Genomic DNA, 26,046 nt, shown 5'->3' on the forward strand with positions numbered 1-26,046 from the left:
GTCGACAGGTCATGACACTCCTGCGCGCATTTCGCTTCGGCATCGTCGCCACGCTGCTGCTCGTCCTGGCGGGCTGCGCCAGCGCGCCCCTCAAGCCACCCCAGCGCAGTGCCCTGGCCCAGTGGTCACCGTCGCCGAACTTCAATGCACGCAAGGCGCAGTTCATCGTGCTGCACCACACCTCCACGGTGAATGCCGCGGAGGCACTCAAGGTGCTGAAGAGCCGCAACAGCGGCGGCCCGGTGAGTGCGCACTACCTGGTCGAAGCCAATGGCCATATCGACCAGCTGGTGGACGACGCCGATCGCGCCTGGCATGCCGGCGCGGCACGATGGGGCGACCAGACCGACCTCAATTCGTCGTCCATCGGCATCGAGCTGGACAACGACGGCGTGGCGCCCTTCACCCAGCCGCAGATCCAGGCACTCATCAGCCTGCTCAACGATCTCACCACGCGGCTGGGCATTCCGAAGCAGGCGGTCATCGGGCATGGCGACATCGCACCCGGACGCAAGACCGATCCGAGCGTGCGCTTTCCGTGGGCGACGCTGGCGCGCTATGGCTTCGGGCTCTGGCCCGACCAGCCGCTGATCCCTGCCCCGCCGGGCTTCGACAGCCTCGCGGCGATGCGGCTGGTGGGTTACGACGTGTCCAACCCGCGCGCCGCCATCGTCGCTTTCCATCGCCACTACCGGGCGATGGAAAGCGACACGCTGGACGAACAGGACGCCTCCATCCTCTACGCCCTCCAACGAAAACTGATGGCTCCCCTGTAGGAGCGCGCCTGCGCGCGACCGGTTTTCGCGAAAACCATCAACCATTTCGCAAAACCCGGTCGCGCGCAGGCGCGCTCCTACAGGAAAGATCGATTCTTCACCTGGGATCGCGCATCATCGTCGGCATGATCACCATCGTCATGGGCGTCTCCGGCAGCGGCAAGAGCACGATCGGCGAAGGGCTGGCCACGCGGCTGGGCATTCCCTTCATCGACGGCGACAGCCTTCATCCCCAGGCCAATCGCGACAAGATGGCCCGCGGCATTCCCCTCGACGATAACGATCGCCAGCCCTGGCTCGAAGCCATCGTGGCGGAGATGGACCGCCACCGCGCCAGCGGCCAGTCGCTCGTGCTGGCCTGCTCGGCGCTGAAGAAACGCTATCGCGATTTCCTGCGTAAAGGCCATGACGACGTGCGCTTCGTCTATCTGCACGGCACGCGTGACTTGCTGGCCGACCGCCTGGGCCATCGCAGCGGTCACTTCTTCAACCCCGCCCTGCTCGACAGCCAGCTCGCGACGCTCGAAGAACCCTCGCGCGACGAAGCGCTATGGGTGGACATCGGCGACTCACCCACCGACACCATCGAAAGCGTGATCCGCCGTGGCTGCGCTCAGGCGCGCGGCACCGCATCGCGATAAGTGCTGGGCGCACGGCCGAAGGCACGACGAAACATCGTCGAAAAACCCGTGGGGTTCTCATACCCCAGATCCATGGCGATATCCGTCACCGGCTCGCCTGCCGACAAGCGTGGCAAGGCATGCAGCAGGCAGGCCTGCTGACGCCACTGCGCAAAGCTCATACCCGTTTCGCGGCGGAACAACCGGGTGAAACTGCGACGGTGCATGGCGAGATCGTCAGCCCACGTATCGATATCTTCGGTCACCGTCGGGCGTTCAAGGAAACGCGCGCAGCGCCTGGCCAGTGCCGCATGCTTCGGCAACGGCAAGGCCAGCGGCACCGTAGCGGCCCGGCCGATCTCGGCGATAAGCAAACCCATCAGCAGGCCATCGCGTCCCGCCGGGTCGTATTCGCGCGGCACGTGCTGCGCCTCGACCAGCAAGGCGCGCAGCAGGGGCGACACGGCCAGCACCCGGCAGGCATCGCCCAGCATCGTCGTCACCGCCGGCTCCAGATAGGCACTGCTCGTGGTCACCACGCCGATCATGCGCACCGAATGCGGCATCGTCGGTGGAATCCAAACGGCACGCTCCGGCGGTGCGATCCATGCTCCCAGCGGCGTGGTCACCGCCACGGTGCCCTGCGAGGCATATAGCAGCTGCCCCCGCCGGTGCTGGTGGGTGGCCAGCTCATACGAGGCGGCATAGACGCTGGCCCGCGTGACCACGGGCCGGGCCACCGAATCGAAGGCATCTGGGCCGTTGGAAGCCATGATTGTCCCGTTTGCGAAGGGTTTTGACCCATATCCTAGCGCGGGACAGCTTTGCGCATGTTCTCATATTGCATCCCAAGCCTTTCCCCAGGACCGTCCATGCAAGTTCCCACCACCAGCGCCGCGGTGGAGACCCCTCGCGCCGCCACGCCCACCGTCTACGGCGTGATCTTCGCCATCAGCTTCTGCCACCTGCTCAACGACATGATGCAGTCGCTGCTGCCCGCCATCTATCCGGGCCTGAAGGCCGGATTCCACCTCGACTTCGGGCAGATCGGCCTGATCACGCTGACCTACCAGATCACCGCGTCGATCCTGCAGCCGCTGGTCGGCCTGTACGCCGACCGTCGGCCCACGCCGCTGGCGCTGCCCGGCGGCACGCTCTTTTCCCTGGCCGGCCTGATGGTGCTGTCGGTAGCGCACACCTACGGCATGTTGCTGGTTGGCGCCGCGCTGCTGGGCATGGGCTCGTCGGTGTTCCATCCCGAATCCTCTCGCGTGGCGCGCATGGCCGCCGGTGGCCGGCATGGCCTGGCGCAATCGCTGTTCCAGGTGGGCGGCAACGCCGGCCAGGCGCTCGGCCCGCTGGCCGCCGCCGTGGTGGTGGTGCGCTGGGGCCAGTCGAGCCTGGCCTTCTTCGCACTGCTGGCCCTGCTTTCCGGCGCCATCCTGTGGAACGTGGGCCAGTGGTATCGCCACCACGGCCTCACCCGCCTCAAAACAGGTGGCGGCAGCCATGACATCACCCCGCCCAGCAGTGCGGAAGCGCGTCGCGGCATTACGGTGCTGCTGGCGCTGATCTTCTCGAAGTATGTGTACCTGGCCAGCCTCACCAGCTATTTCACCTTCTACCTGATCCATCGCTTCGGCGTGTCGGTGGAAAACGCGCAGCTGCACCTGTTCGTGTTCCTGGGTGCGGTGGCCGTCGGCACGATCCTCGGCGGCCCCATGGGTGATCGCTTCGGCCGCAAGCACGTCATCTGGTTCTCCATCCTCGGTGCCCTGCCCTTCACCCTGCTGCTGCCGCACGCCAGCCTGTTCTGGACGGCGCCGATCACCGTCGCCATCGGCCTGATCCTCGCCTCGGCATTTCCCGCCATCGTGGTCTTCGCCCAGGAGCTGGTACCGGGCAAGGTGGGCATGATCTCCGGCCTGTTCTTCGGCTTTTCCTTCGGCATGGGCGGCCTCGGCGCCGCGGGCCTTGGCGAACTGGCCGACCATATCGGCATCGAGGCGGTGTACCAGATCTGCGCGTTCCTGCCGCTGATCGGATTGCTCGCGGCCTTCCTGCCGAACCCACGACGCAAGAAAGCCTGACGACGAAAGTACCGGCGTGATACCCGCACGCCCCTCACCCCCGCTTGTTGTAGGAGCGTGCTTGCGCGCGACCATTCAAGGCGATGAGTTCAAGGCTTTCGCGATAACCGGTCGCGCGCGAAGCACGCTCCTACAGGGAAAGCATCGTCGCCAGGTTGACCCGTGCGTTGTAGGAGCGTGCTTGCGCGCGACCGGTGGAACAGGAACGGTGATGTACATCGCCATGAACGGTCGCGCGCAGGCGCGCTCCTACAACAAGCGGCGATTACGTTGGGAGAGGCGGCGGGGGCAGCGTTCCTACGGAGCGCAACATCCCCGATGCGATCAGCTCCCACCCCTTCGGTAGGGAGCATCCTTCAATCGGAGACGCCACGTTTCAGACGGTCGCGCGCGAGGCGCGCTCCTACAGGGGGACGTGGGGTTATTTGGGGAGGGCGTAGGCGATGACCCAGTCGCCTTGTTTCGTGCCCAGCGAACCATGGCCGCCTGCGGTGACCAGGATGTACTGGCGACCGCTGGCATCCGCGTAGCTCATCGGCGTGGCCTGTCCGCCTGCTGGCAGGCGGGCCTCCCATACCTTGCGGCCGGTGCGGACGTCGTAGCCACGGATGTAGTAATCCAGCGTGCCACTCAGGAACGTGACACCGCCGCCCGTGGTGAGCATGCCGCCGAGGCTCGGCACACCAAGCGGCATCGGGATCGGCAGCGGTGCGCTGTCGATGATGGTGCCGTTGCGGTGACGCCACATCATGCGACCCGTGCCCAGATCCACGCCCGCCACGTAACCCCACGGCGGTGCCTGGCAGGGGATGCCCAGCGGGGAGAGGAACGGCGACAGCTCGATGGCATAGGGAATGCCCTTGGCCTGCTTGATGCCTTCCGTTTCGCTCTTGGATTCTTTTACTTCCATCTTCGCCAGCTCATCCTTCGGGATCAGCTTCGACTGGAAGGCCATGTAGCTCGGATTGAGCAGCAGCAGCTGGCGCGTGGGATCGACCGAGATACCGCCCCAGTCGAATACGCCGAAGTTGCCCGGAAACACGAGCGAGCCCTGCAACGACGGCGGGGTGAACATGCCGTCGTAACGCAACGAGCGATAACGGATGCGGCACCACAGCTGATCCAGCGGTGTCGTGCCCCACATATCTTTCTCGCGCACATCCGGCGGTGCGAAGTTCAGGTCCGACAGGGGCTGCGTGGGCGAGGTATGGTCGCCATCCACCGCACCCTGCGGCCGCTCCACCTCACGGATCGGCACGATGGGCGTACCGTCGCGGCGGTCGAGTACATAGATGCTGCCCTGCTTCGTCGACGCCAGCAGCGCAGGCTTCATGCCGTCGGCCGTCTTCATGTCCATCAGCGTCGGTTGGCCACCCACGTCCATGTCCCACAGGTCGTGATGGGTGAACTGGTAATTCCACTTCACCTTGCCGGTAGCGATATCCAGTGCAACGACACCTGCGCCGTATTTCTCCGAGGTGGGGGTACGGCCGCCGGCAAACTGATCCGGTGTCTGGTTGCCCATGGGCAGGTAGACCATGCCCAGGTTTTCGTCGACGCTGAAAATCGACCACACGTTCGGCGAGTTGCGCGTATAGAGCTCGTTCGGGCCGATGGGCGCGGTGTCATCCGGCTTGCCGGGGTCCCAGTTCCACACCAGGTGGCCATCGTGCACGTCGTAGGCACGGATCACACCCGACGGTTCGTCGGTGGATTCATTGTCGGTGACATGGCCGCCGATGATGACCAGGTCGCGGGTCACGGCCGGCGGCGAGGTGGAGTAATAACCGCCCGGCGTGAACGGACCGATGTTGGTGCGCAGGTCCACCGTGCCGTCCTTGCCGAAGTCCGTGCACGGCTTGCCGCTGTCCGCGTCCAGCGCGATCAGGCGAGCGTCGGCGGTGGGCAGGAAGATCCGGCGCGGGCAGGTGGCAGAAGCCGTGGCCGGCGGCGGCAGCGGTGCGGTGGAAGCCACGGCCGGTGCACCGGCCGCCGTGGTGGCGGGCGCGGGAATCACGGCCGACGCGTACTTCGTATCGTCGTGATAGGACACGCCACGGCAGGTCATGTGCTCCCAGTGCTTGAAGCCCACGGGGCTCTGCAGCTTCGGATCGAACTCCCAGCGCTTCTGGCCGGTAGCGGCATCCACCGCGATGACGCGGCTATGGGGTGTGCACAGGTACACCGTATCGCCGATCTTCAGCGGCGTGTTTTCCGCCGTGGTCTCGGTCGGATCGTCCGGGCCGGGCACGTCACCGGTCTGGATCTTCCAGGCCACCTGGAGCTGGCCCGCGTTGTCGGGGGTGATCTGGGTGAGCGGCGAATAGCGCTGGCCATAGGGCGAGCCGCCGTAGTCGGTCCAGTCGCCATCCGGACGCATGGCGCGGTCGCCCTGAGGACCGGTCTCGTCGGCCATCGGTAGTTCACCGGGGATATCGCGCTCGGGACGCAGTGCACCCGCCACGCCCACCGCCGCCATGACCAGCAAGGCTAGAAACAGGACACCCCCACCGGTGCCGCGTGCGCTGGCGTAGTAGCGCTCGCGATTCAGGCCGCGGCGCGGCCAGGGCAGCAACAGCCACAGGCCCAGGGCAAACCACAGATCGAGCCGGGTCAGCAGCTGCCACCAGTCCAGGCCCACTTCCCAGAAGGCCCAGCCCGTGGTGCCGACCAGCAGCAAGGCGTAGATCGTTACCGCCGAGCGTTGCCGCAGCAGGAGCAGCAAGGCCACCAGCAAGGTGATCACGCCGGCCACGATGTAGTAGACGGAGCCGCTTTGCCGGAGCAGCACGATGCCACCCCAGGTCAGCGCGGCACCGTACAGTGCGAAGACAAACGCGGAAAACAGCGTCGCCGGATGGAAACTCCTGGTTCGATTCATGGCCTCACCTTGGAACGGCCCACCCCTGGACGAAAGGTTGGCGGTCAGGGCGTGAACCCCAGGTGGAGAGCCGGGCCCGTCAGCCTGTCGCGTTTCCGGCCAGTTCCGCGGCCATGGCTTCACGCATCAGGTATTTCTGCACCTTGCCGGTGACGGTCATCGGGAAGTCGTGCACGAAGCGCACGTAGTGCGGCACCTTGAAGTAGGCCAGGTGATGGCGGCAGTAGTCCTGGATCCCACCCTCGGTGACGCTGGCGCCATCGCGCAGGCGGATCCAGGCGCAGACCTGCTCGCCCAGGCGGCGATCCGGCACACCGAAGACCTGCACGTCCAGGATGTCGGGATGCCCGTAGAGGAATTCCTCGATCTCGCGTGGATAGATGTTCTCGCCACCGCGGATGATCATGTCCTTAAGGCGACCCACGACGCGGCAGTAGCCGTCGTCATCGAGCGTGGCGAGGTCGCCCGTGTGCATCCAGCGTGCCGCGTCGAGGGCGGCATGCGTGGCGGCTTCATCGCCCCAGTAACCGCGCATCACCGAATACCCACGCGTGAGCAGTTCGCCGGTTTCGCCGCGCGGCACGATGAGGCCGTTCTCGTCCACGATCTTCACCTCGACATGCGGATGCACGCGACCCACCGTGGATACGCGCATGTCCAGCGGATCGTCCGTGACGGTCTGGAAGCTCACGGGGCTGGTCTCGGTCATGCCGTAGGCGATGGTCACCTCGGCCATGTGCATCTCGTCCACCACGCGGCGCATGATCTCGATGGGGCACGGCGAGCCGGCCATGATGCCGGTGCGCAGGCTCGACAGGTCGAACTCGCGGAAACGTGGGTGTTCCAGCTCGGCGATGAACATCGTCGGCACGCCATGCAGGCCCGTGCAGCGTTCCTCGGCCACCGTTTCCAGCGTGGCAAGCGGATCGAAGCCCTCGCCCGGGATCACCATGCAGGCGCCGTGCGTCACGCAGGCGAGGTTGCCCAGCACCATGCCGAAGCAGTGGTAGAACGGCACGGGGATGCACAGGCGATCTTCTTCCGTGAGGCGCATGGCTTCGCCGATGAAGAAACCGTTGTTGACGATGTTGTGGTGGGTGAGCGTGGCGCCTTTCGGCGAGCCGGTGGTGCCGGAGGTGAACTGGATGTTCACCGGGTCATCGAAGGTGAGGCCGCGTGTCGCCGCCGCGAGCCTGGCACGTGCCGCATCGTCGGCGGTGATATCGGACCAGCGCAGCGTGCCGGGTTCGGCGGTGTCGTCGAGCAGGATCACATGACGCAGGTCGGGCAGGCCCGGCTTCACCGAGGCGAGTACGTCGAGGTAATGCGAGCTCTTGAAGGCGCGCGGCAGGATCAGTGCGCGGCAGCCGACCTTGTCCAGTGCGTAGGCCAGCTCGTGCAAGCGGTAGGCCGGGTTGATGTTGACCAGTACGAGGCCGGCCTTCGGTGCGGCAAATTGCGTGACGACCCATTCGGCACGGTTGGGGGCCCAGATGCCCACGCGATCGCCCGGCTCCAGTCCCAGCGCCAGCAGCCCGGCGGCGATGCGTTCCACTTCGGCATGGAATTCGCGGTAGGTCCAGCGGATGCCCTGTTGACGGACGACGAGCGCAGGGCGCTCCGGCCAGCGGGTGGCGACGCGGTCGAGCAGTTCGCCAACGGTTTCGCCGAGCAGCGGGGTGGCGCTGGCGCCGTGGACGTAGCTGGGGGCGTGGGGCATGCGGGGCATCCTGGGGGCGATGCCTTGAAGATACTGATTCGGGGGTGGAGGTACAGGGGGTGCGGATGGGGGTCGGTTTCGCCGGTCGCGCGCAGGCGCGCTCCTACAACAGCCTCGCTCGCGCAGGGCGGCTTGTGTAGGAGCGCGCCTGCGCGCGACCGGCAATGCCCCATAACCCTCAGCGAGCCACCAGCTCCGCCACCACCGTATCCACACCCGTCTCGCCCTTGATCGACGTCGTGCCGAAATCGATCCAGCCTTCGTTGAACCCGTCGATCATCCGCATGCGCGGACCGGGATGACGCATGCCCTGTGCCTGGAAACGCGCTTCCCACGTTTCGCGCGGCACCACGCGGGCCACCACGTCGCGACCGAGCGCACGCGAGAACGCTGCCGCCAGGTCGTTCGGGCTGGTGCGCACCGGCCCTTCCAGTTCGACGATGCGCACGCCGTCCCACGACTCGCCCAGCAGCTTCGCGGCAAGGCGGCCGACATCCCGCGTGGCAACCATCGCAATGGGACGATCGAGCGGATCAAGATAGCTGTCGATCACACCGCTCTCGCGGGCCGATGTGACGTCCCACTGAGAGTTTTCGAAGAACCAGCCTGCGCGCAGGAAGGCGACGGGCATCGGCAGCGTGCCCAACTTCTTCTCCATGCGGCCGAGCTGGGAAAGCAGGTTCTCCTCGGTGGCTTCGGCGCCGATCGTGGAGAGCACCACCACCCGCTGCGGCCGTGCGGCAAGCAAGGCTTCATGAATCGAGGTAATGGTGCGGTTCGATTCCGGGAAACCCGGGGATGGATCGAACACGGGCGGCAGCAGCACGAAAACGGCCTCGCAGTCGCGGAACGCCTCCGTGAGGGCGGCCGTATCGTCGAGTTCGGCCACGGCGAGCGTGGCACCGCGCTCCAGGAAAGCACGTGCTTTCTCAGGGTTGCGCACGACGGCTCGGAAAGGGCGACCGGCGGTGAACAGCGCCTCGGCGAGCGAGGCACCGACCTGGCCGGTGATTCCTGTGATGGCGTACATGGCGTGTCTCCATTGGGGGATGGAGAAAGGCTACGCAGTCGTCATTCGTGACTGAAGCGACGGGTGGTAACGTGATTTATGATCTTTTGTCACCACTACCTCGCCGACATACATCTCCATAACAAGCGTGGCGGTATTTGTTGGCCCACCTCACCACCGGAGCCACCGTCATGAAGACCCGCTTTGCCGCCGGCCTCGCCTTTGCCCTCACCCTCGCCGCAGGCAGCGCCTCCGCCGGGCAGCTGGACAAGCTCGGCGGAATGCTGGGCGGAGGGGGTGGCTCATCGCTCACGTCCGGCAGCATGGGCAACGCGGCCGGCATCATCCAGTACTGCCTCAACAACAACTATCTTGGCGGCGAAAGCGGCGCCAGCGGCGTGAAGGACCAGCTGATCTCCAAGCTCGGCGGCGATTCGAAGCAGAAGCAGGACATGGGCTTCGTGGAAGGCCAGCGCGGCCTGCTCAACGACGACAAGGGCAAGACGATCCTGGACCTGGGCAAGGAGAACAAGGGCGGCGGCGACCTGAAGGCGCAGCTCACCACCAAGGTGTGCGATGCCGTGTTGAAGCAGGGGAAGAAGTGGGTGGGGATGTAGTTCTCCCTCACATTCCGGCTTCGCCGGTCGCGCGCAGGCGCTTCCCGTGTAGGAGCGCGCCTTGCGCGCGACCGGTGATCGCGAAAACGTTTCTGCGTTGACGTTCCAACCGGTCGCGCGCGAGGCGCGCTCCTACAGGGGGTTCTGGTTACGGGCGGGTGATCCTTGCCAGGGCTTCCGTCAGTTCCGCCACGCCGTACGGCTTCACGATGATCGCCGTGCGTGCGTCGCGGCGGATGTCGTTCGCCGTGTGGTCGCCGGTGGCGTAGATGACCGGCAGGTCGGGTCGGGTCTCGCGTGCACGCTCCACCACTTCCACACCACTCATGCCGGGCAGTGCCACGTCGGCCAGCATCACGTCGATGATCTCGGCGGCGAACACGCGTAGCGCCTCGTTGCCGTCGGCCGCCTCGAACACGGCATGCCCACGGCTCTCCAGCATTTCGACGATGGACAGCCGGATCAGCGCATCGTCTTCCAGCACCAGTACGCGCAACGGACCATGCCGCGTCGGCAGCGGCACGGCCGGGGCGGAGGCATCGGTGGAAGGCACGCGCGGCACGCGGCCGGACAACACATGGCGAACCCGCCGCGCCAGCGCCTCACGAGTGTAGGGCTTGCTCAGCAGTTCCACGCCTTCGTCCAGGCGGCCTCCGTGGACGATGGCGTTTTCGGTATAGCCGGAGGTGAACAGCACCGCGATGCCCGGCTGGCGCTCCACGGCCTTGCGCGCCAGCTCGGGGCTGCGCAGGGGGCCGGGCATCACCACGTCGGTGAACAGCATGTCGATCGCGATACCGCTTTCGATGATGGACAGCGCGCTTTCGGCATCGCGCGCCCGCAATACGCGGTAACCCAGGTCGGCCAGCATGCCGACCACGGTCTCGCGCACGGCGTCGTCGTCCTCGGCCACCAGGATGGTCTCGTCGCCACCGCGCACCTCGCCCACGTCGAGGGCCACGATGCGGTCCTCGGTCTGCGTCGAGCGCGGCAGGTAGATGCGCACGGTGGTGCCGTGACCGGCCTCGCTGTAGATCTTCACGTGGCCGCCGGACTGCTTCACGAAGCCGTAGACCATCGACAGGCCCAGGCCCGTGCCCTGCCCCTCGGGCTTGGTCGTAAAGAACGGCTCGAACACATGCGGCAGGACCGCCGCCGGGATGCCGCTGCCGGTGTCGGTCACCGCCAGCATCACGTACTGGCCGGCGCGCAGGTCGCCGTGGGCCGCCGCATAGGCGTCGTCCAGCAAGGCGTTGCCGGCCTCGATGGTGAGCTTGCCCTGTCCGTCCATGGCATCGCGCGCGTTGATGGCAAGGTTGAGCAGGGCGTTCTCGACATTGGTCGCGTCGATCAGCGTGTTCCACAGGCCGCCCGCGATGACGGTCTCGACCTCGATCGCCTCGCCCAGGGCACGACGCAGCAGCTCGTCCATGTCGCGGACGAAGCGGCCGATGTTGACTACCTTGGGTACCAGCGGCTGGCGCCGGCCGAAGGCCAGCAGCTGCGCCGCCAGGCGGGCCCCGCGGGTGACGCCCGCCATGGCGTTGGCCACGCGCCGCTCGGCGCGGGGATTGCCGCTGACGTCGGCGGCGAGCAGTTGCAGGTTGCCCCCGATCACCTGGAGCAGGTTGTTGAAATCGTGCGCGACCCCGCCCGTGAGCTTGCCGATGGCATCCATCTTCTGCGCCTGGCGCAACTGGTCCTGGGTCATGTCGATGGCTGGGTCCAGCGACTGGGCAGGTGGCGAGTGGTCCTGCGGCTCGAGGGGATGGCGCATCTAGCCTGGTGTCCTGTGGGTGGCCGCAGAGTCTAGCCTCGCTCGAAGACCAACTTTGTGTAGACGATCTTCACAAAATCTTGACCGCCGAAGGTGTTTGCGGGTGTCCGAGGGGGCCTTCCACCCGGCCGTCACGGTGTCAGCCCCTGCGATCAAGGACATACGAACGTACCCTACATATTGTGTTGACCTACCCCCTCCCCGCCTATATCGTGTGTCTCGCTGGTCACCGACGGAACGCTATTTTCCGCCGGACGAGAGGGAATCCGGTGCAAATCCGGACTGCTCCGCAGCGGCGAGTGGAATCGACCCTTCGTGCACCGCACCTTCCCGGGGGGGAAGGCGTCGCGTCCGACGGACACGCTCCATGAAGGCCGATCCCCATACCAGTGTGCGGTGGCGACTTCCGTGGGAAGGCGCGTCGCGGACCCGGGAGCCCCCTGTCGCCCCCGTGCCCCGACCCATCCGCGGCGCCACCGCGTCGAGCCCCGTTTTCAGTAACGGGGGGTTTGGAACAGGCCCTGGGGCATGCCACATATGACCACGATGGATTCCGCAGCGCGCGAGCGCACCGAGACGGCCGCCGAGACGACCGCCACCCCCAACCCCACCGCCGAGAAGGCGCCCGCTGCCGGCTACCGCAATGACGCCCCGCCGGCGTTCACCCTGACTCCTCCCCACAACCCCGGCCAGATGCGCGTGAAGAAGCGCAACGGCGGCCAGGAAACCGTTGACGTCAACAAGATCGTGCGCGCGGTGACGCGCAGCGCCGATGGCCTGTTCTCGGTCGATCCGATGCGCGTGGCGCTGAAGACGATCGGCGGCCTGTACGACGGTGCCACCACCCAGGAACTCGACCAGCTGTCGATCCGCACCTCCGCGGCGCTCACCGCCGAAGAGCCGGAATACGGCCAGCTCGCCGCGCGCCTGCTCTCGGCCTTCATCGACAAGGAAGTGGCCGGCCAGGAGATCCAGTCGTTCTCCCAGTCGATCGCCACCGGCTCCGAGCTGGGCATCCTGAACGAGCGCCTGCGCGACTTCGTGCAGACCAACTCGCGCAAGCTCAACGACGCCATCGACACCAACGCCTCGCGCCGCTTCGAGTACTTCGGCCTGCGCACGGTGTACGACCGTTACCTGCTGCGCCACCCGACCAAGCGCTTCGTCATCGAGACGCCGCAGTACTTCTTCATGCGCATCGCCTGCGCGCTCGGCGGCAACGATGTCACCGAGACGCTCGAGCTGTACCGCATGCTCTCGTCGCTGGAATACCTCGCCAGCTCGCCGACCCTGTTCAACGCCGGTACCGCGCATGAGCAGCTGTCGTCGTGCTTCCTGCTCGACTCGCCGCAGGACGCGCTGGAATCCATCTACGCCAAGTACGGCGACGTGGCCCAGCTGTCGAAGTTTGCCGGCGGTATCGGCCTGGCCTACTCGCGCATCCGTTCGCGCGGTTCGCTGATCAAGGGCACCAACGGCCACTCCAACGGTCTCGTGCCGTGGCTGAAGACGCTCGACGCCTCGGTCGCCGCCGTGAACCAGGGCGGCAAGCGCAAGGGCGCGGCCTGCGTGTACCTGGAAAGCTGGCACGCCGACATCGAGGAATTCCTCGAACTGCGCGAGAACACCGGCGACGACGCACGACGCACGCACAACCTGAACCTTGCCAACTGGGTACCCGACCTCTTCATGCGCCGCGTGGAGACCGACGGTGACTGGTCGCTGTTCGATCCGAAGATCGTGCCGCACTTCGTCGACACCTGGGGCGCTACCTTCGACGCCGCCTATGAAAAGGCCGAAGCCGAAGGCCTGGCCGTGAAGTCGATCAAGGCACGCGAGCTCTACGCCCGCATGCTGCGTTCGCTGGCCCAGACCGGCAACGGCTGGATGACCTTCAAGGATCGCTCCAACGCCACCAGCAACCAGACCGCGCGTCCGGAAAACGTCATCCACCTGTCGAACCTGTGCACCGAGATTCTCGAAGTCACCAACGAGAACGAGACCGCGGTGTGCAACCTCGGCTCGGTGAACCTCGCCCGCCACGTGGTGGACGGCGTGTTCGATTTCGACAAGCTCGCCACCACGGTCCGCACGGCCGTGCGCCAGCTCAACCGCGTCATCGACCTCAACTTCTACCCGATCGCCACGGCGAAGACGGCCAATGTGAAGTGGCGCCCGGTGGGCCTGGGCGTGATGGGCCTGCAGGACGTCTTCTTCAAGCTGCGCCTGCCGTTCGATTCCGACGAAGCCCGCACGCTGTCCACGCGCATCCAGGAAGAGATCTACTTCCACGCGCTGTCGCAGTCGAACGAGATCGCCGAGCGTGACGGCGCCCACCCGGGCTTCGACGAGAGCCGTGCCGCCAACGGCGAGCTCCAGTTCGACTACTGGCCGGCCGCCACCCCGAACGGCAAGGACGAGCGCTGGGCCGAACTGCGCGCGAAGATCAAGCAGCACGGCCTGCGCAACTCGCTGCTCATCGCGATCGCCCCCACCGCCACCATCGCCTCGATCGCCGGCTGCTACGAGTGCATCGAGCCGCAGGTGTCCAACCTGTTCAAGCGCGAAACGCTCTCGGGCGACTTCCTCGTGGTGAACCGCTACCTCGTCGACGAACTGAAGACGCTGGGCCTGTGGACCGCCGAAGTGCGCGACCAGATCAAGCTGGCCGAAGGTTCGGTGCAGGGCGTGACCGCCATCCCGGCCCAGCTGCGCCTGGTGTACCGCACCGTGTGGGAGCTGCCGCAGAAGGCGCTGATCGACCTCGCCGCCGCCCGCGGTGCATACATCGACCAGAGCCAGTCGCTGAACCTGTTCATGGAAAACCCGAACATCGGTCAGCTGTCGTCGATGTACATGTACGCCTGGAAGTCGGGTGTGAAAACCACCTACTACCTGCGTTCGCGTCCGGCCACCCGCATCGCCAAGACCACGGTCAGCGCCTCGGTGTCCGCACCGGTCGCCCCGGTGGTCGATGCCCAGGAAGAAGCCACCGCGGCGGTCTTCTGCTCGCTCGAAAACCCCGAGTACTGCGAAGCCTGCCAGTAACACGCTGTTGTAGGAGCGCGCCTCGCGCGCGACCCGCCCCGGAGCGGAGCCACCGCTCCGGGGCCACTTCAAGATCCACCCTTCGATAGCGCTGTCGCTACACCCCATTCCGATGCAGGCGCGCCTTTCGCGCCGCTCATTCCAAGAGGTACCCTCCATGTCCGCCGCCCCCATCACCCGCGATGCCCATCTCCTCGACCCCGGCTTCGAACTGACGCTGCGCCCGATGCGTTACCCGAAGTTCTACGAGATGTACCGCGCTGCCATCCGCAACACCTGGACGGTGGAAGAAGTGGACTTCTCGCTCGACGTCACCGACCTGAAGTCGAAGATGTCCGATGCCGACCGCCACCTCATCCATCGCCTCGTGGCCTTCTTCGCCACGGGCGACACGATCGTGTCGAACAACCTGGTGCTCAACCTGTACCAGCACGTGAACTCGCCTGAAGCGCGCATGTTCCTCTCGCGCCAGCTGTACGAAGAAGCACTGCACGTGCAGTTCTACCTCACCCTGCTCGACACCTACATTCCGGAACCGTCGGAGCGCAACAAGGCCTTCGCCGCCATCGAGAGCATCCCCTCGATCCGCCAGAAGGGCGAGTTCTGCTTCAAGTGGATCGACTCCATCCAGGGTCTCAACCGCCTGGAAACCCGCGAGCACCGTCGTCAGTTCCTGCTGAACCTCATCTGCTTCGCCGCGTGCATCGAAGGCCTGTTCTTCTTCGCCGCCTTCGCCTACGTGTACTACCTGCGTTCGCGCGGCCTGCTGCACGGCCTGGCCTCGGGCACCAACTGGGTGTTCCGCGACGAGTCCGGCCACATGGCCTTCGCTTTCGACGTGGTGCGCACCGTGCGCGAGGAAGAGCCGGATCTCTTCGACGAAGAAATGCGCATGCAGGTCGAGGAAATGCTGGAAGACGCCATCGCCTGCGAAACGCAGTTCGCGCAGGACGTGCTCTCCGGTGGCGTGGCCGGCCTGTCGGTGAACGACATGCGCCAGTATCTCGAATACTGCGCCGACCAGCGTCTCGTGCAGCTCGACATGCCGAAGAAGTACGGCGCCAAGAACCCGTTCGACTTCATGGACCTGCAGGACGTCCAGGAACTCACCAACTTCTTCGAGCGCCGCGTCTCGTCGTACCAGGTGGGCGTGCAGGGCGAAGTGGCATTCGACCAGTCGTTCTGATCCACGACAAAACCCTGTAGGAGCGCGCCTTGCGCGCGACCGGATTGGCAACGCCCTGCGACTTGTGCGCGGGGCGTTGTTTTATTTGGGACGGCCTCGTTCTTCCGGTCGCGCGCGAGGCGCGCTCCTACAGGGGATCGGGTCATGCGGCGGTGCAGCATCCGGGATAGAATGGGCGTTACCATGTCCGACCAATCCCCCATGCTCCCCATCGCACGTCCCACCGAGGCCCGTCTCCTCGAAATCGTCTTCCCCGACCACACCAACCACCTGGGCACGCTGTTCGGCGGCCAGGCGCTGGCGTGGATGGACAAGGCCGCCTTCCTCGCCGCCTCGCGCTACTCGCGCAAGGTGGTGGTCACCGCCCGCTCCGAGCAGGTGGATTTCCACGTACCGGTGCGTACCGGCCAGATGGTGGAACTGATCGCCACGGTGCTTTCCGTGGGCCGCACGTCGATGAAGGTCGACGTTGCCATGTACACCGAAGATCTCATCACGGGTGAGCGCGAGCTGTGCACGCGCGGCACGTTCGTGATGATTGCGCTGGGCGCAGACCACAAGCCGACGCCGATCGACCAGCCGGCCTGATATTCCCCGGTCGCGCGCAAGGCGGCCTCCTGCAAACGCCGCTTCGATCCGGTCGCGCGCAAGGCGCGCTCCTGCAAATGCTGCTTGGGGCCGGTCGCGCGCAGGCGCGCTCCTACGGGGCGGTTTGTGTAGGAGCGCGCCTGCGCGCGACCGGTGCAGGGCCTCCCTCGCCCTTCGATCATCTCGATCCCCCCCTGTTGACTTAGAGCGCACTCGAAGGCGTACGCTTTCGTGCATGCCCATCGCACTCACCATCGCCGAGGCCGCGCAAAGCAGCGGCCTTACCGCGTATACGTTGCGCTACTACGAGCAGATCGGCCTGATCGATCCCGTGCCGCGACGTAGCGGACAACGTGTCTACGGCGATGCCGAGATGCGGCTCATCACCTTCGTGCAGTGCCTGCGTGCCACCGGCATGCCCATGCGCGACATCCAGGAATACATGCGCCTGCGCCGCCTCGGCGACACGCAGGAAAGCATCCGCCTGCGCGGTGAACTGCTCGGCCACCACGCCGCCCACCTGCGCAATGAACTGGTCCTGCTTACGGAAACCATCGAGCGCCTCGACGCCAAGATCGCGCGCTACCGCGCACGCTACGAGAGCGACGTACCCCCAGCTTCCTCCTGCCAGACCACCGGCACATCCCCCTCGAAACGAAGGAGAAACGCATGAAGACCCGCAAACTCGGCAAACACGGTCCGGAGGTCTCAACCCTCGGTCTCGGCTGCATGGGCATGAGCGAGTTCTACGGCCCGGGCGACGAGAAGGAGAGCATCGCCACGCTTGAGCGTGCGCTGGAGCTGGGCATCACCTTCTGGGACACCTCCGACGTCTACGGCCCGCACACCAACGAGGAACTGCTCGGTCGTGTCCTGCAAGGGCGTCGCGACAAGGTCTTTCTCGCCACCAAGTTCGGCATCGTGCGCGATGTGAACGATCCCTCCGTGCGCGGCGCCAACGGCCATCCGGATTACGTGCGCAAGTCCATCGAGGGCAGCCTGCGCCGCCTGAAGACCGATCACGTGGACCTTTATTACCAGCATCGCGTGGACCGCACGGTACCCATCGAGGACACCGTGGGTGCGATGGCCGAGCTGGCGAAGGAAGGCAAGGTTCGTTACCTGGGCCTTTCCGAGGCCAGCGCCGACACCATCCGCCGCGCGGCGAAGGTGCATCCGATCACCGCCCTGCAAAGCGAATACTCGCTGTGGACACGCGATCCGGAAACCACCGGTTCCCTCGCCGCCTGTCGAGACAACGGCATCGCCCTGGTGGCCTACAGTCCGCTGGGCCGTGGCTTCCTCACCGGCGCCATCACGAAGCCCGACGACTTCGCCGAAGACGACTATCGCCGCAATAACCCGCGTTTCATGGGTGAAAACTTCACGAAGAACCTCGCCATCGTGGAGAAGGTGAAGCAGTTCGCCGCCGACAAGGGCTGCACGGCAAGCCAGCTGGCGCTGGCGTGGGTGCTGGCCAAGGGCGACGACATCGTTCCGATTCCCGGCACCAAGCGCGTGAAGTACCTGGAAGAAAACGCCGGGGCGGTCGATGTCGTGCTCAGCGCGGCCGAGGTGGCCGAGATCGACGCGGTATTCCCCGCTGGCTCCACAGCCGGCGAGCGTTACCAGCCGCACATGATGGGCTCGATCAACGCTTGAGCCCGGGCGACCTATAATGGCGGTTTGTTGCCAGCAGCAAACCGCCATGTCGTCTCCCGAACACTCGCCCCTGGGCAAGACCACCGTCTACGCCGACCGTTACGACCCCAGCCTGCTCTTCCCGATTCCCCGCCAGGGCAAGCGCGACGAGATCGGCGTCACCACCGGCACCATGCCCTTCCACGGCGTGGACCTGTGGAACGGCTACGAGCTGTCCTGGCTCGATCCGCGCGGCAAGCCCATGGTGGCCGTGGCCGAGTTCCGCTTTCCGGCGACCACGCCGAACATCATCGAATCCAAGTCGTTCAAGCTGTACCTGAACAGCTTCGCCCAGGAGACCGTCGCCTCCATCGACGCCCTGCGTGACACGCTGGCCCGCGACCTGTCCGCGGGCGCCGGTGGCCCGGTGGAAGTCACCCTGCACACGCCCGAGGCCCTGCGCGGCACGCCTATCGCCGAGCCGGAAGGCATCCTGCTCGACGCCATGGAGCTGGACTTCGACAGCTATGGCCCGCCGCGTGCCGATTTCCTCGGTGCCCACGAGGGCGAAGTGCGTGAAGTGCTGGTCTCGCACCTGCTGCGCTCCAACTGCCCGGTGACCGGCCAGCCCGACTGGGGCAGCGTGCAGATCGCCTACACCGGCCGGCCGATCGACCGCGCCGGGCTGCTGCGCTACCTGGTGTCCTTCCGCAGCCACACCGAATTCCACGAGCAGTGCGTCGAGCGAATCTTCATGGACCTGACTGCGCGCTGTGCGCCGGAAAGCCTCACGGTCTACGCGCGTTACACCCGTCGCGGCGGCCTGGATATCAACCCGTTCCGCAGCACCGACGCCTCCCTGCGCCCGGAAAATCCACGCGGTGCCCGCCAATGATGAACGGCGCATTCATGCGCTCTTCATTGGTCTTGCCTTTAGTTGTGTAGCCTGTAACCTGCCGCGGCGAAGGGGAATCGGCCCCGCGCCACCCTCCTGATACTGACAAGCACTTTCCGGAATCCAGACATGAAGCTTTCCATGCGTTCGTCCGTCCTCGCCTCGGCCACCGTCGCCGGTCTGCTGGTCCTCACCGCCTGCGGCAAGAAGGACGAACAGCAGAACGCCGCTCCGGCCCCGGCCTCCACCGCCCCGGCCGCTGCTCCGGCTCCGGCATCGACCGCTCCGGCCGCCCAGGCCCCGGCAGCTGCCGGCACCGCCGCCGCCGCTCCCGCCGCCCAGCCGGCCGCTCCGGCTCCGGCTGCCGCGCCCGCGGCTGCCGCCGAATCGCTGAAGGTCGGTTCGGTCACCCTCGGCAACGCCGTCGGCGCCGACAAGAAGGTCGCCAAGGCCAAGACCGCCTTCGCCCCGAACGACAAGACCATTTACGCCTCGGTCGCCACCGAAGGCAGCACGGCCGGTGCCACGCTCGCCGCCAAGTGGACCTACCAGGACGGCGACACCGCCACCACGGTCAGCGATATCAGCCAGTCGATCAGCACCGACGGCCCGGCCGTCACCACCTTCAAGGTGCAGAACCCGAACGAGTGGCCGGAAGGCAAGTACAAGGTCGTGATCTCGCTCAACGGCCAGGCCGTGGGCAACGAGGCGTTCGAAGTCAAGAAGAAGTAATGGTAGGAGCGCGCCTGCGCGCGACAGCCTATAAAACGGTGAAGCGGGATACCTAACCCGCGACACCAGGAAAAAGGCGCGGCCCAGGCCGCGCCTTTTTCTTTACGTCTCCTTGTAGGAGCGCGCCTCGCGCGCGACCGGGTGCTCGCGAAAACCGGTCGCGCGCAAGGCGCGCTCCTACAGGGTGCTATCGAATGTTTGTGAGGAAGTCGCATAGGGCCGGTGAGATAGCGTCTCACCGCTCACAGACACCGCCTTCAACCGCCCGATGCTCGAATGGCACCGCACCCGGACGACCGGGCTGCCCCATCATCCACCGGAGACCTCGCCATGCTGCATTGGGCCGTCATCTTCTTCGTGATCGCCATCATCGCCGCGATCTTCGGCTTCACCGGCATCGCTGCCGGCGCCGCCAGCATCGCGAAGATCCTGTTCGTCGTGTTCCTGATCCTGTTTATCCTTTCGCTGCTGTTCGGCGGTTTCCGTCGCGGCCCACGCGTATAGCGCGAAAGACACCGAGTGACAGGAGAAACGCCCCGGCCCCAGACCGGGGCGTTTCTTCATGTGTCAGCCGCGCAGCTTTTCGCGGAAGAACGCACGCGTGCGCGCATTTGCACGAGCAGCGTCATCTGCATGGAAATGCGCACCGTTGGGGCGGGCGAACGCGTGATCGCGACCTTCGTACACATGGATCTCGACATGCGGGTTGGTATCGAGACCATCGACGATCCGTGCGATGGCTGCCTTGTCCATGAACTTGTCTTCGCCTGCCAGATGAATGAGCAGCGGTGTTTTCGAGTCCTTCGCACGGTCGACGAATTCATCCGTACGGCTGCCGTAATACTCGGCGGCAGCGTCTACCTTGCCACGGGCCGCCGTGATAAAGGTCAGCAGACCGCCGAGGCAGTAACCCGTGACACCGACGCGTTCGCCGGCTCCAGGCAGGTTGCGCACGGCGTCGATGGTGGCTTCGATGTCATCGGCTGCCTTGTCGAGATCGAGGCGCAGGTAATAGTCGAGCGCCTGCTTCCAGTCTTCCTCGCTGTGTTCCGACAGCAGGATGCCCGGCTTGAAGCGCCAGAACAGGTCGGGCGCCACGGCAAGATAGCCTTCGCGTGCCCAGCCATCCGCGATGCTGCGGATGCCTTCGGTCAGGCCGAAGATCTCCTGGATCACGATGACGACCGGGGCGGGCGTGATCGCCGGGCGGGCCACGTAGGCGTGGAAGGCACCGTCGGGGGTGGAAATGGTGAGTGAATCGCTCATGGCAGGCTCCGGGTAATGTGACTGGCCCCCAAAGTAGACCTGCATGGCCCTTCCCGCAGTTGGCTAAACTGACGCCATGCATGGCAAAACTGACAACGCTGCGGCCGAGGTGGGGCTGGTGCTCTATCCGGGTGCCCAGGAAGCGGCCATCCGTGGGCTGACCGACCTGTTTCTCATCGCCGACCGCCAGATGCGACGAGGTGATACCGATGCGCCACCGGCGCTTCGCGTGAGTCATTACGACAGCGATGCTAGGCGGGCCTTCGATTCGGCCCCGCGCTCGCGCGGAACACCCCGGGCGCTCGTGCTTCCGCCAAGCGTCGAAGATCCCCTGGCCGCGCGATTCCATCCGCCCATGGCGACATGGCTGCATGCAAGACATGGCGATGGCGCCCTGCTGGCAGGCGTCTGCTCGGGCGTATTTGCGCTGGCGTCGTCGGGGGCGCTGGGTGGCCGGCTTGTCACCGCGCATGGCATGTATGCACAGGAACTGGCGCGACGACATCCCGATATCCGGGTGGAGGCAGATCGCGGACTGCTGGATGACGGCCCCGTTGTAACCGGGGCCGGCTTGATGTCATGGACCGCCGTGGGCCTGCGTCTTGTAGAGCGCCTGCTCGGCTCTCAGGTGATGCTGGATACCGCGCGATATATGCAGGTGGACCCGCCGGGCGTCAGCGACACCGAACAGCATGTGTTCGCTCCCGGTTTCGATCATGGCGATGCCGCCGTACTCCGCGTGCAGCACCGGCTGCATCGCGCCGGTACGCAGTGGGCCTCCATCGCCACCATGTCGGGCGAAGCCGGTCTGGGAGAGCGTACGTTTCTGCGTCGCTTCCAGAAGGCCACCGGCATGAGCCCCACGGCGTACTGCCAACACCTGCGCGTGGCGGAAGCATGCTCCATGCTGGGCAGCACCCGCTGGCCCATCGACCGCATCGCATACCTGGTGGGCTATGAAGACACCGGATCGTTCCGCCGCATCTTCCTGCGCATCACCGGCAAGTCCCCCGGCGACTACCGCCGCCAACCCTCCATGTAGGAGCGCGCCTGCGCGCGACCGGTTATCGCGAAAGATTTCAGCATTTTCGCCATACCGGTCGCGCGCAGGCGCGCTCCTACAGGAGGGTGAGGGTGGCTGTCAGGCCGCCGCCTTCGCGGTTGGCGAGTTTGAGGTCGCCGCCCGTGGAGCGGATGAGCTGGGTGGCGATGGCGAGGCCCAGGCCGGCGCCGCCCGTATCGCGATTGCGGGAGCTTTCCAGGCGGTAGAAGGGTTGCAGCACGTCTTCCAGTTTGTCTTCGGGGATGCCGGGACCACGGTCGGATACCGTGATGCGCAGGCCGTCCTTGCCGTTGCGTTCCAGTCCCACTTCCGCCGCGCCTGCGTACTTCAACGCATTGTCGATGAGGTTGCCCAGCACGCGGCGTAGGGCCTGCTGGCGAACCGTAGCCGTGCCTTCGATGCGACCGGTGAGCATCACATCCTGCCCCACGTCCTGATAATCGAAGACGAGACTTTCCAGGAAGTCCGACGGATCGATACGCACCGGCACTTCCGAGCCGCCATGCGCACTGCGCGCATAGGCCACGCCTTCGCGCACCAGATGCTGCATTTCCAAGAGGTCGTTGAGCAGGCGATCGCGTTCGGGCGTGCACTCCAGCGACTCCGCACGCAGGCGCATGCGCGTGATCGGCGTTTGCAGGTCGTGCGAGATGGACGCCAGGATATGCAGGCGCTCCTTCAGATAAAGGCTGATGCGGTCCTGCATCTCGTTGAACGCCGTGGCCGCCTGCGCCACTTCCGTGGGCCCTTCCTGGCTCATGCGTGGACCGTCCGTGCCGGGACGGATCGATTCCGCCGCCTGCGCGAGATACGCCAGCGGACGCGTGGCCAGACGCACGGCCAGCCAGGTGAATACGAGCAGCAGGATCATCTGCAAGATGAAAACGAAAGGCAGCCAGTCGGCGACCGGCACACCACGCGGCATCACCAACAAGGTAAGCGCCGAACCATCGTGCAGGGTGAAATGCACCTGATAACGCTCGGGCTTCGTCGAGATGGTGTCGCCGTAAACCTTGTAATCCGGCCCAACCTCCTTCTCAATCATCCGCGTGATGTCGCGCGATCGCTGCGATACCAGCGGCACGCCATGTTCGCCGTGGCCGATGAGAAACCGGTAATTGTCGCGCGCCAGCCGCCCCACCCACACCGGACGCTCGCTGGCCGGAAGGCGGTCGAACATCGCCACCGACGTGCTCACCTCATGTTCGAGCGTGTCGAGCATCACCGTGGTGGCGCTCGTATATCGCTCGTAGAACATCAGCCCGAACGACAGCACATGTGCCAGCAACAGGCCGGAGAAGATGATCAGGTAAAGCCGCGAGGCCATGCTGCGCGGCCACCATGGGCGACGGGCCTGTGTCACGCCACGTCTCCGTGCACCGTCACCGGCATGCAGAAGACATAGCCTTCGCTGCGCACCGTCTTGATATAGCCCTGGTCCTTCGCGTCATCGCGCAGACGCTGGCGAAGGCGGCTCACCAGCAGATCGATGGAGCGGTCGAACAGCTCCGCATCGCGGCCCTGCGTGAGGTTGAGCAGCTGGTCGCGCGAGAGCACGCGCTGCGGATGATCCAGAAACACACGCAACAGGCGGAACTCCGCACCGCTCAGCGCGACCACCGTGCCGTCTTCATCCAGCAGGTGACGCGCCGTGGTATCCAGGCGCCAGCGCCCGAACGACAGCGAGTGCGTGGTTTCCGTAATGCGCAGGTTCGGCGGCAGCATGCGCGTGCGGCGGATCACGGCCTTGATGCGCGCCAGCAGCTCGCGCGGCGAGAACGGCTTGGTGACGTAGTCATCGGCGCCCATCTCCAGGCCAATGATGCGATCGGTCTCGTCATCGCGCGCGGTGAGCAGCAGCACCGGCACCGCGCGATGGCGTCCGCCGCGCAGGTTGCGGCACAGCACGAGGCCATCGTCGCCGGGCATCATGATGTCGAGCACCACGAGGTCGAAGGCCGAGGTGTCCAGCTGCGCCATCATCTCGCGGCCGTCGGCGGCGGGCGTGGCGCGAAGGCCGTTCTTGCGCAGGTATTCCACCACGCCGGTACGGATGCCATGGTCGTCGTCGACGACGAGGATGTGGTCGATGTGTTCCAAGTGCTGATTCCCCATCTATGGCGCGGACCGGTCAGGCCTTGCGCAGCAGTTCGCGGACCCGGGCTTCGGTGTCCTCGTAGTTTCCTTCACCCACGTGCCGGTAAACAATGTTGCCGTCGCGGTCGATCAGGTACTGGGCCGGCCAGAAGCGATTGCCGAAGGCGTCCCAGGTGCGATAACCGTTGTCGGTGGCCACGGGCCAGGTGATGCCGAAGCGACGGATGGCCGCCTGCACACCCGCCGGATCGCGCTCTTCGTCGAACTCGGGCGTATGCACGCCCACCACCACCAGGCCGTCCATCGCATAGCGCTCGTACAGCGCCTTGACGTGCGGCGTGACGTGCGCGCAGTTGATGCAGTCCCACGTCCAGAACTCCACCAGCACCACCTTGCCGCGCAGACCGGCCATGGTGAGCGGTTCGGAGTTGAACCAGCGATCGATGCCGACGAACTCCGGCGCCTTCGTGACGGGCACCGGGTCGCTTGCACTGGCGAAGCCCACGGGCCACGCGGCCGAAACGGCGATGAGCAAGGCCACCAGGGCCACGGCGATGCGATAGGGAGTCATGGCGGTTCCTCGAAGAAAGGGCCGGCACGGGCCGGGATGCTGCCATTGAAGCCCCGGGGCTTGTCCCGGGCGTGTCCTCGCGCATGGGGTTTTGTATCGGTTTGTACACGTCGTCGGCGGCCCATCCGGGTCCTTTGTGTATCCGAATGTGTACGAAGCGCCCCGCTACACAGTCCGTTGCCGTTTCGGCCCGATCGCGACACAGCCGGGATACGCCGTGGCGTTGTCATGTCCACACCGGCCGATCCGAGGCCGACCACCCCATTCCTTACGCAACGGAGACCCCGACCATGGCCCAGATCGACAACGTCCTTTACACCGCCAGGACCCGCACCACCGGCGGCCGCGAAGGCGAAGCGCGCAGCTCCGACCTGCGCCTCAACGTGAAGCTGTCCACGCCCGGCTCGAACGGCCTGGGCACCAATCCGGAGCAGCTGTTCGCGGCCGGCTGGTCGGCCTGCTTCATCGGCGCCATGGGCTTTGCCGCCCGCGAACGCCACGTGGCGCTGCCGGCCGACACCGCCGTGGACGCCGAAGTGGATCTCGGTACCGGCGACAACGGCTACTCGCTGCGCGCCCGCCTCACCGTGAGCCTGCCGGGCCTGGATCGCGAGCTGGCCGAAGCCATCGTGCAGGCCGCGCACGGCACCTGCCCGTACTCGAAGGCCACCCGCGGAAACATCGACGTCGAACTGTTCGTCGCCTGACCCACACCTACGCCACGGAGATACCCATGAACCGCAAGTACAGCGCCATCGCCGCCACCCTCGCCCTCGGTCTCGCCGCCCTCGCCACGAACGCCCAGGCCGACGAAGCAAAGAAGCCCATGGAGAAGTGCTACGGCGTCGCCCAGGCCGGCAAGAACGACTGCGCCGCCGGCCCCGGCACCACCTGCGCCGGCACGGCGAAGAAGGATTACCAGGGCAATGCCTGGGTACTCGTCGACAAAGGCACCTGCACCAGCATCAAGACCCCCAAGGGCCACGGCACGCTCGAGGCCCAGCCGTGAACGCGGCGGCGCGGGATGCGACGAAAGCCTCGCCGCTCGCGCGCCTGGCGGAACGCATGCCGGATGCGTTCGTGCTGCTGGTGGCGCGCCTTGGCATCGCCGCCGTGTTCTTCCAGTCCGGCCGGACGAAGGTGGATGGGTTTCTGACCATCAAGCCCTCGACCTACGACCTGTTCTCCGCCGAGTACGCCCTGCCGTTGATTCCCCCCTCGGTGGCCGCCCATCTGGCGACGTATGCCGAGCACCTGTTCCCCCTCCTGCTGGTGCTCGGGCTCATGACGCGCGTCTCGGCGCTGGCCCTGCTCGGCATGACGACGGTGATCGAGGTGTTCGTCTATCCGGACGCGTGGCCTACGCACCTCTCGTGGGCCGGCCTGCTGCTGCCGCTGCTGGCGCGCGGTGGTGGGAACTGGTCGCTCGACCGCGTCCTGCGCCGCCGCTGATCCATCACCCCTTTCTC

General features: G+C 65.9%; 25 protein-coding genes. 16 read left to right on the forward strand and 9 right to left on the reverse strand.

Translation table 11 applies throughout. The features are described from left to right. Positions 1–11: 11 nt before the first annotated feature. On the forward strand, positions 12–776 hold the full coding sequence (locus HBF25_RS16175; protein ID WP_166950208.1) for an N-acetylmuramoyl-L-alanine amidase: 765 nt from the start codon (positions 12–14) through the stop codon (positions 774–776). A 125-nt stretch (positions 777–901) separates the two neighbouring features. Then, positions 902–1,417, forward strand: a complete 516-nt coding sequence (locus HBF25_RS16180; RefSeq protein ID WP_166950210.1) for a gluconokinase — start codon at positions 902–904, stop codon at positions 1,415–1,417. Here the strand turns inward: HBF25_RS16180 and HBF25_RS16185 are convergent. Beyond that, on the reverse strand, positions 1,390–2,169 hold the full coding sequence (locus HBF25_RS16185) for an AraC family transcriptional regulator (protein ID WP_166950212.1): 780 nt from the start codon (positions 2,167–2,169) through the stop codon (positions 1,390–1,392). The two genes, HBF25_RS16180 and HBF25_RS16185, sit on opposite strands and share 28 nt — an antisense overlap. 99 nt (positions 2,170–2,268) lie before the next feature. Between HBF25_RS16185 and HBF25_RS16190 the strand changes: the two genes are divergently transcribed. Continuing rightward, positions 2,269–3,486: an MFS transporter gene (locus tag HBF25_RS16190; protein WP_166950214.1), complete on the forward strand. Its 1,218-nt coding sequence runs from the start codon at positions 2,269–2,271 to the stop codon at positions 3,484–3,486. Positions 3,487–3,907: 421 nt separating this feature from the next. Here the strand turns inward: HBF25_RS16190 and HBF25_RS16195 are convergent, their stop codons facing one another. The 3 genes from HBF25_RS16195 to HBF25_RS16205 all read right to left on the reverse strand — a co-directional run bounded on the left by HBF25_RS16195 (position 3,908) and on the right by HBF25_RS16205 (position 9,117). After that, complete coding sequence (locus HBF25_RS16195; RefSeq protein ID WP_166950216.1) at positions 3,908–6,367, reverse strand: membrane-bound PQQ-dependent dehydrogenase, glucose/quinate/shikimate family; 2,460 nt, start codon at positions 6,365–6,367, stop codon at positions 3,908–3,910. Positions 6,368–6,446: 79 nt separating this feature from the next. Further along, entirely contained in the window at positions 6,447–8,087 is a 1,641-nt protein-coding gene (locus tag HBF25_RS16200) for an AMP-binding protein (protein WP_166950218.1), read from the reverse strand. A 178-nt stretch (positions 8,088–8,265) separates the two neighbouring features. Then, entirely contained in the window at positions 8,266–9,117 is an 852-nt protein-coding gene (locus HBF25_RS16205) for an NmrA family NAD(P)-binding protein (protein ID WP_166950220.1), read from the reverse strand. Between the two features lie 170 nt (positions 9,118–9,287). On the opposite strand from HBF25_RS16205, the gene HBF25_RS16210 reads away from it, so the two are divergent. Next, entirely contained in the window at positions 9,288–9,713 is a 426-nt protein-coding gene (locus HBF25_RS16210) for a DUF2501 domain-containing protein (RefSeq protein ID WP_166950222.1), read from the forward strand. Positions 9,714–9,861: 148 nt separating this feature from the next. Here the strand turns inward: HBF25_RS16210 and HBF25_RS16215 are convergent, their stop codons facing one another. After that, entirely contained in the window at positions 9,862–11,490 is a 1,629-nt protein-coding gene (locus HBF25_RS16215; RefSeq protein WP_166950224.1) for a response regulator, read from the reverse strand. A gap of 537 nt (positions 11,491–12,027) precedes the next feature. Here HBF25_RS16215 and HBF25_RS16220 point away from each other — a divergent pair. From HBF25_RS16220 to HBF25_RS16255, 8 genes are all read left to right on the forward strand, one after another. Then, positions 12,028–14,538 carry a ribonucleoside-diphosphate reductase subunit alpha gene (locus HBF25_RS16220; RefSeq protein WP_166950389.1) on the forward strand — a complete coding sequence of 837 codons (2,511 nt, stop codon included), beginning with the start codon at positions 12,028–12,030 and terminating at the stop codon, positions 14,536–14,538. Between the two features lie 157 nt (positions 14,539–14,695). Then, positions 14,696–15,724, forward strand: coding sequence for a ribonucleotide-diphosphate reductase subunit beta (locus tag HBF25_RS16225; protein ID WP_166950226.1), 1,029 nt, complete (start codon positions 14,696–14,698; stop codon positions 15,722–15,724). A 183-nt stretch (positions 15,725–15,907) separates the two neighbouring features. Then, a complete protein-coding gene (locus HBF25_RS16230; protein ID WP_243853274.1) occupies positions 15,908–16,312 on the forward strand; it encodes an acyl-CoA thioesterase in 405 nt (134 codons plus the stop codon). Positions 16,313–16,547: 235 nt separating this feature from the next. Then, entirely contained in the window at positions 16,548–16,985 is a 438-nt protein-coding gene (locus HBF25_RS16235) for a MerR family transcriptional regulator (protein ID WP_166950227.1), read from the forward strand. Next, positions 16,982–17,974, forward strand: a complete 993-nt coding sequence (locus HBF25_RS16240) for an aldo/keto reductase (RefSeq protein WP_166950229.1) — start codon at positions 16,982–16,984, stop codon at positions 17,972–17,974. The genes HBF25_RS16235 and HBF25_RS16240 overlap by 4 nt, the downstream gene beginning before the upstream one ends. A 46-nt stretch (positions 17,975–18,020) precedes the next feature. Next, positions 18,021–18,848, forward strand: coding sequence for an NADPH-dependent 7-cyano-7-deazaguanine reductase QueF (queF, locus tag HBF25_RS16245; RefSeq protein WP_166950231.1), 828 nt, complete (start codon positions 18,021–18,023; stop codon positions 18,846–18,848). 129 nt (positions 18,849–18,977) lie between these two features. Continuing rightward, on the forward strand, positions 18,978–19,580 hold the full coding sequence (locus tag HBF25_RS16250) for a hypothetical protein (protein ID WP_166950233.1): 603 nt from the start codon (positions 18,978–18,980) through the stop codon (positions 19,578–19,580). A 330-nt stretch (positions 19,581–19,910) separates the two neighbouring features. Next, positions 19,911–20,084, forward strand: coding sequence for a DUF1328 domain-containing protein (locus tag HBF25_RS16255; RefSeq protein ID WP_166950235.1), 174 nt, complete (start codon positions 19,911–19,913; stop codon positions 20,082–20,084). A 63-nt stretch (positions 20,085–20,147) separates the two neighbouring features. Here HBF25_RS16255 and HBF25_RS16260 read toward each other — a convergent pair whose 3' ends face one another. Further along, on the reverse strand, positions 20,148–20,846 hold the full coding sequence (locus tag HBF25_RS16260) for a dienelactone hydrolase family protein (protein WP_166950237.1): 699 nt from the start codon (positions 20,844–20,846) through the stop codon (positions 20,148–20,150). A 76-nt stretch (positions 20,847–20,922) separates the two neighbouring features. Here HBF25_RS16260 and HBF25_RS16265 point away from each other — a divergent pair, with 76 nt between their 5' ends. Beyond that, positions 20,923–21,888, forward strand: a complete 966-nt coding sequence (locus HBF25_RS16265) for a GlxA family transcriptional regulator (RefSeq protein ID WP_166950239.1) — start codon at positions 20,923–20,925, stop codon at positions 21,886–21,888. A 76-nt stretch (positions 21,889–21,964) separates the two neighbouring features. On the opposite strand, the gene HBF25_RS16270 is transcribed toward HBF25_RS16265, so the two are convergent. The 3 genes from HBF25_RS16270 to HBF25_RS16280 are packed head-to-tail and all read right to left on the reverse strand — an operon-like array spanning position 21,965 to position 24,577. Next, entirely contained in the window at positions 21,965–23,272 is a 1,308-nt protein-coding gene (locus tag HBF25_RS16270) for a sensor histidine kinase (RefSeq protein ID WP_341778095.1), read from the reverse strand. Beyond that, complete coding sequence (locus HBF25_RS16275; RefSeq protein WP_166950241.1) at positions 23,269–24,009, reverse strand: response regulator; 741 nt, start codon at positions 24,007–24,009, stop codon at positions 23,269–23,271. Before HBF25_RS16275 ends, HBF25_RS16270 begins: the two co-directional genes overlap by 4 nt. A gap of 31 nt (positions 24,010–24,040) precedes the next feature. Beyond that, positions 24,041–24,577 carry a redoxin family protein gene (locus HBF25_RS16280; protein ID WP_166950243.1) on the reverse strand — a complete coding sequence of 179 codons (537 nt, stop codon included), beginning with the start codon at positions 24,575–24,577 and terminating at the stop codon, positions 24,041–24,043. Positions 24,578–24,867: 290 nt separating this feature from the next. Between HBF25_RS16280 and HBF25_RS16285 the strand changes: the two genes are divergently transcribed. The 3 genes from HBF25_RS16285 to HBF25_RS16295 are packed head-to-tail and all read left to right on the forward strand — an operon-like array spanning position 24,868 to position 26,029. Beyond that, positions 24,868–25,284: an organic hydroperoxide resistance protein gene (locus HBF25_RS16285; RefSeq protein ID WP_166950244.1), complete on the forward strand. Its 417-nt coding sequence runs from the start codon at positions 24,868–24,870 to the stop codon at positions 25,282–25,284. Positions 25,285–25,310: 26 nt separating this feature from the next. Then, positions 25,311–25,586 carry a BufA1 family periplasmic bufferin-type metallophore gene (locus tag HBF25_RS16290; RefSeq protein WP_166950246.1) on the forward strand — a complete coding sequence of 92 codons (276 nt, stop codon included), beginning with the start codon at positions 25,311–25,313 and terminating at the stop codon, positions 25,584–25,586. Beyond that, a complete protein-coding gene (locus HBF25_RS16295) occupies positions 25,583–26,029 on the forward strand; it encodes a DoxX family protein (protein ID WP_208392631.1) in 447 nt (148 codons plus the stop codon). The genes HBF25_RS16290 and HBF25_RS16295 overlap by 4 nt, the downstream gene beginning before the upstream one ends. The last annotated feature ends 17 nt before the right edge of the window (positions 26,030–26,046 follow it).

This window comes from Luteibacter anthropi, from assembly GCF_011759365.1.
GTDB classification, from domain to species: domain Bacteria; phylum Pseudomonadota; class Gammaproteobacteria; order Xanthomonadales; family Rhodanobacteraceae; genus Luteibacter; species Luteibacter anthropi.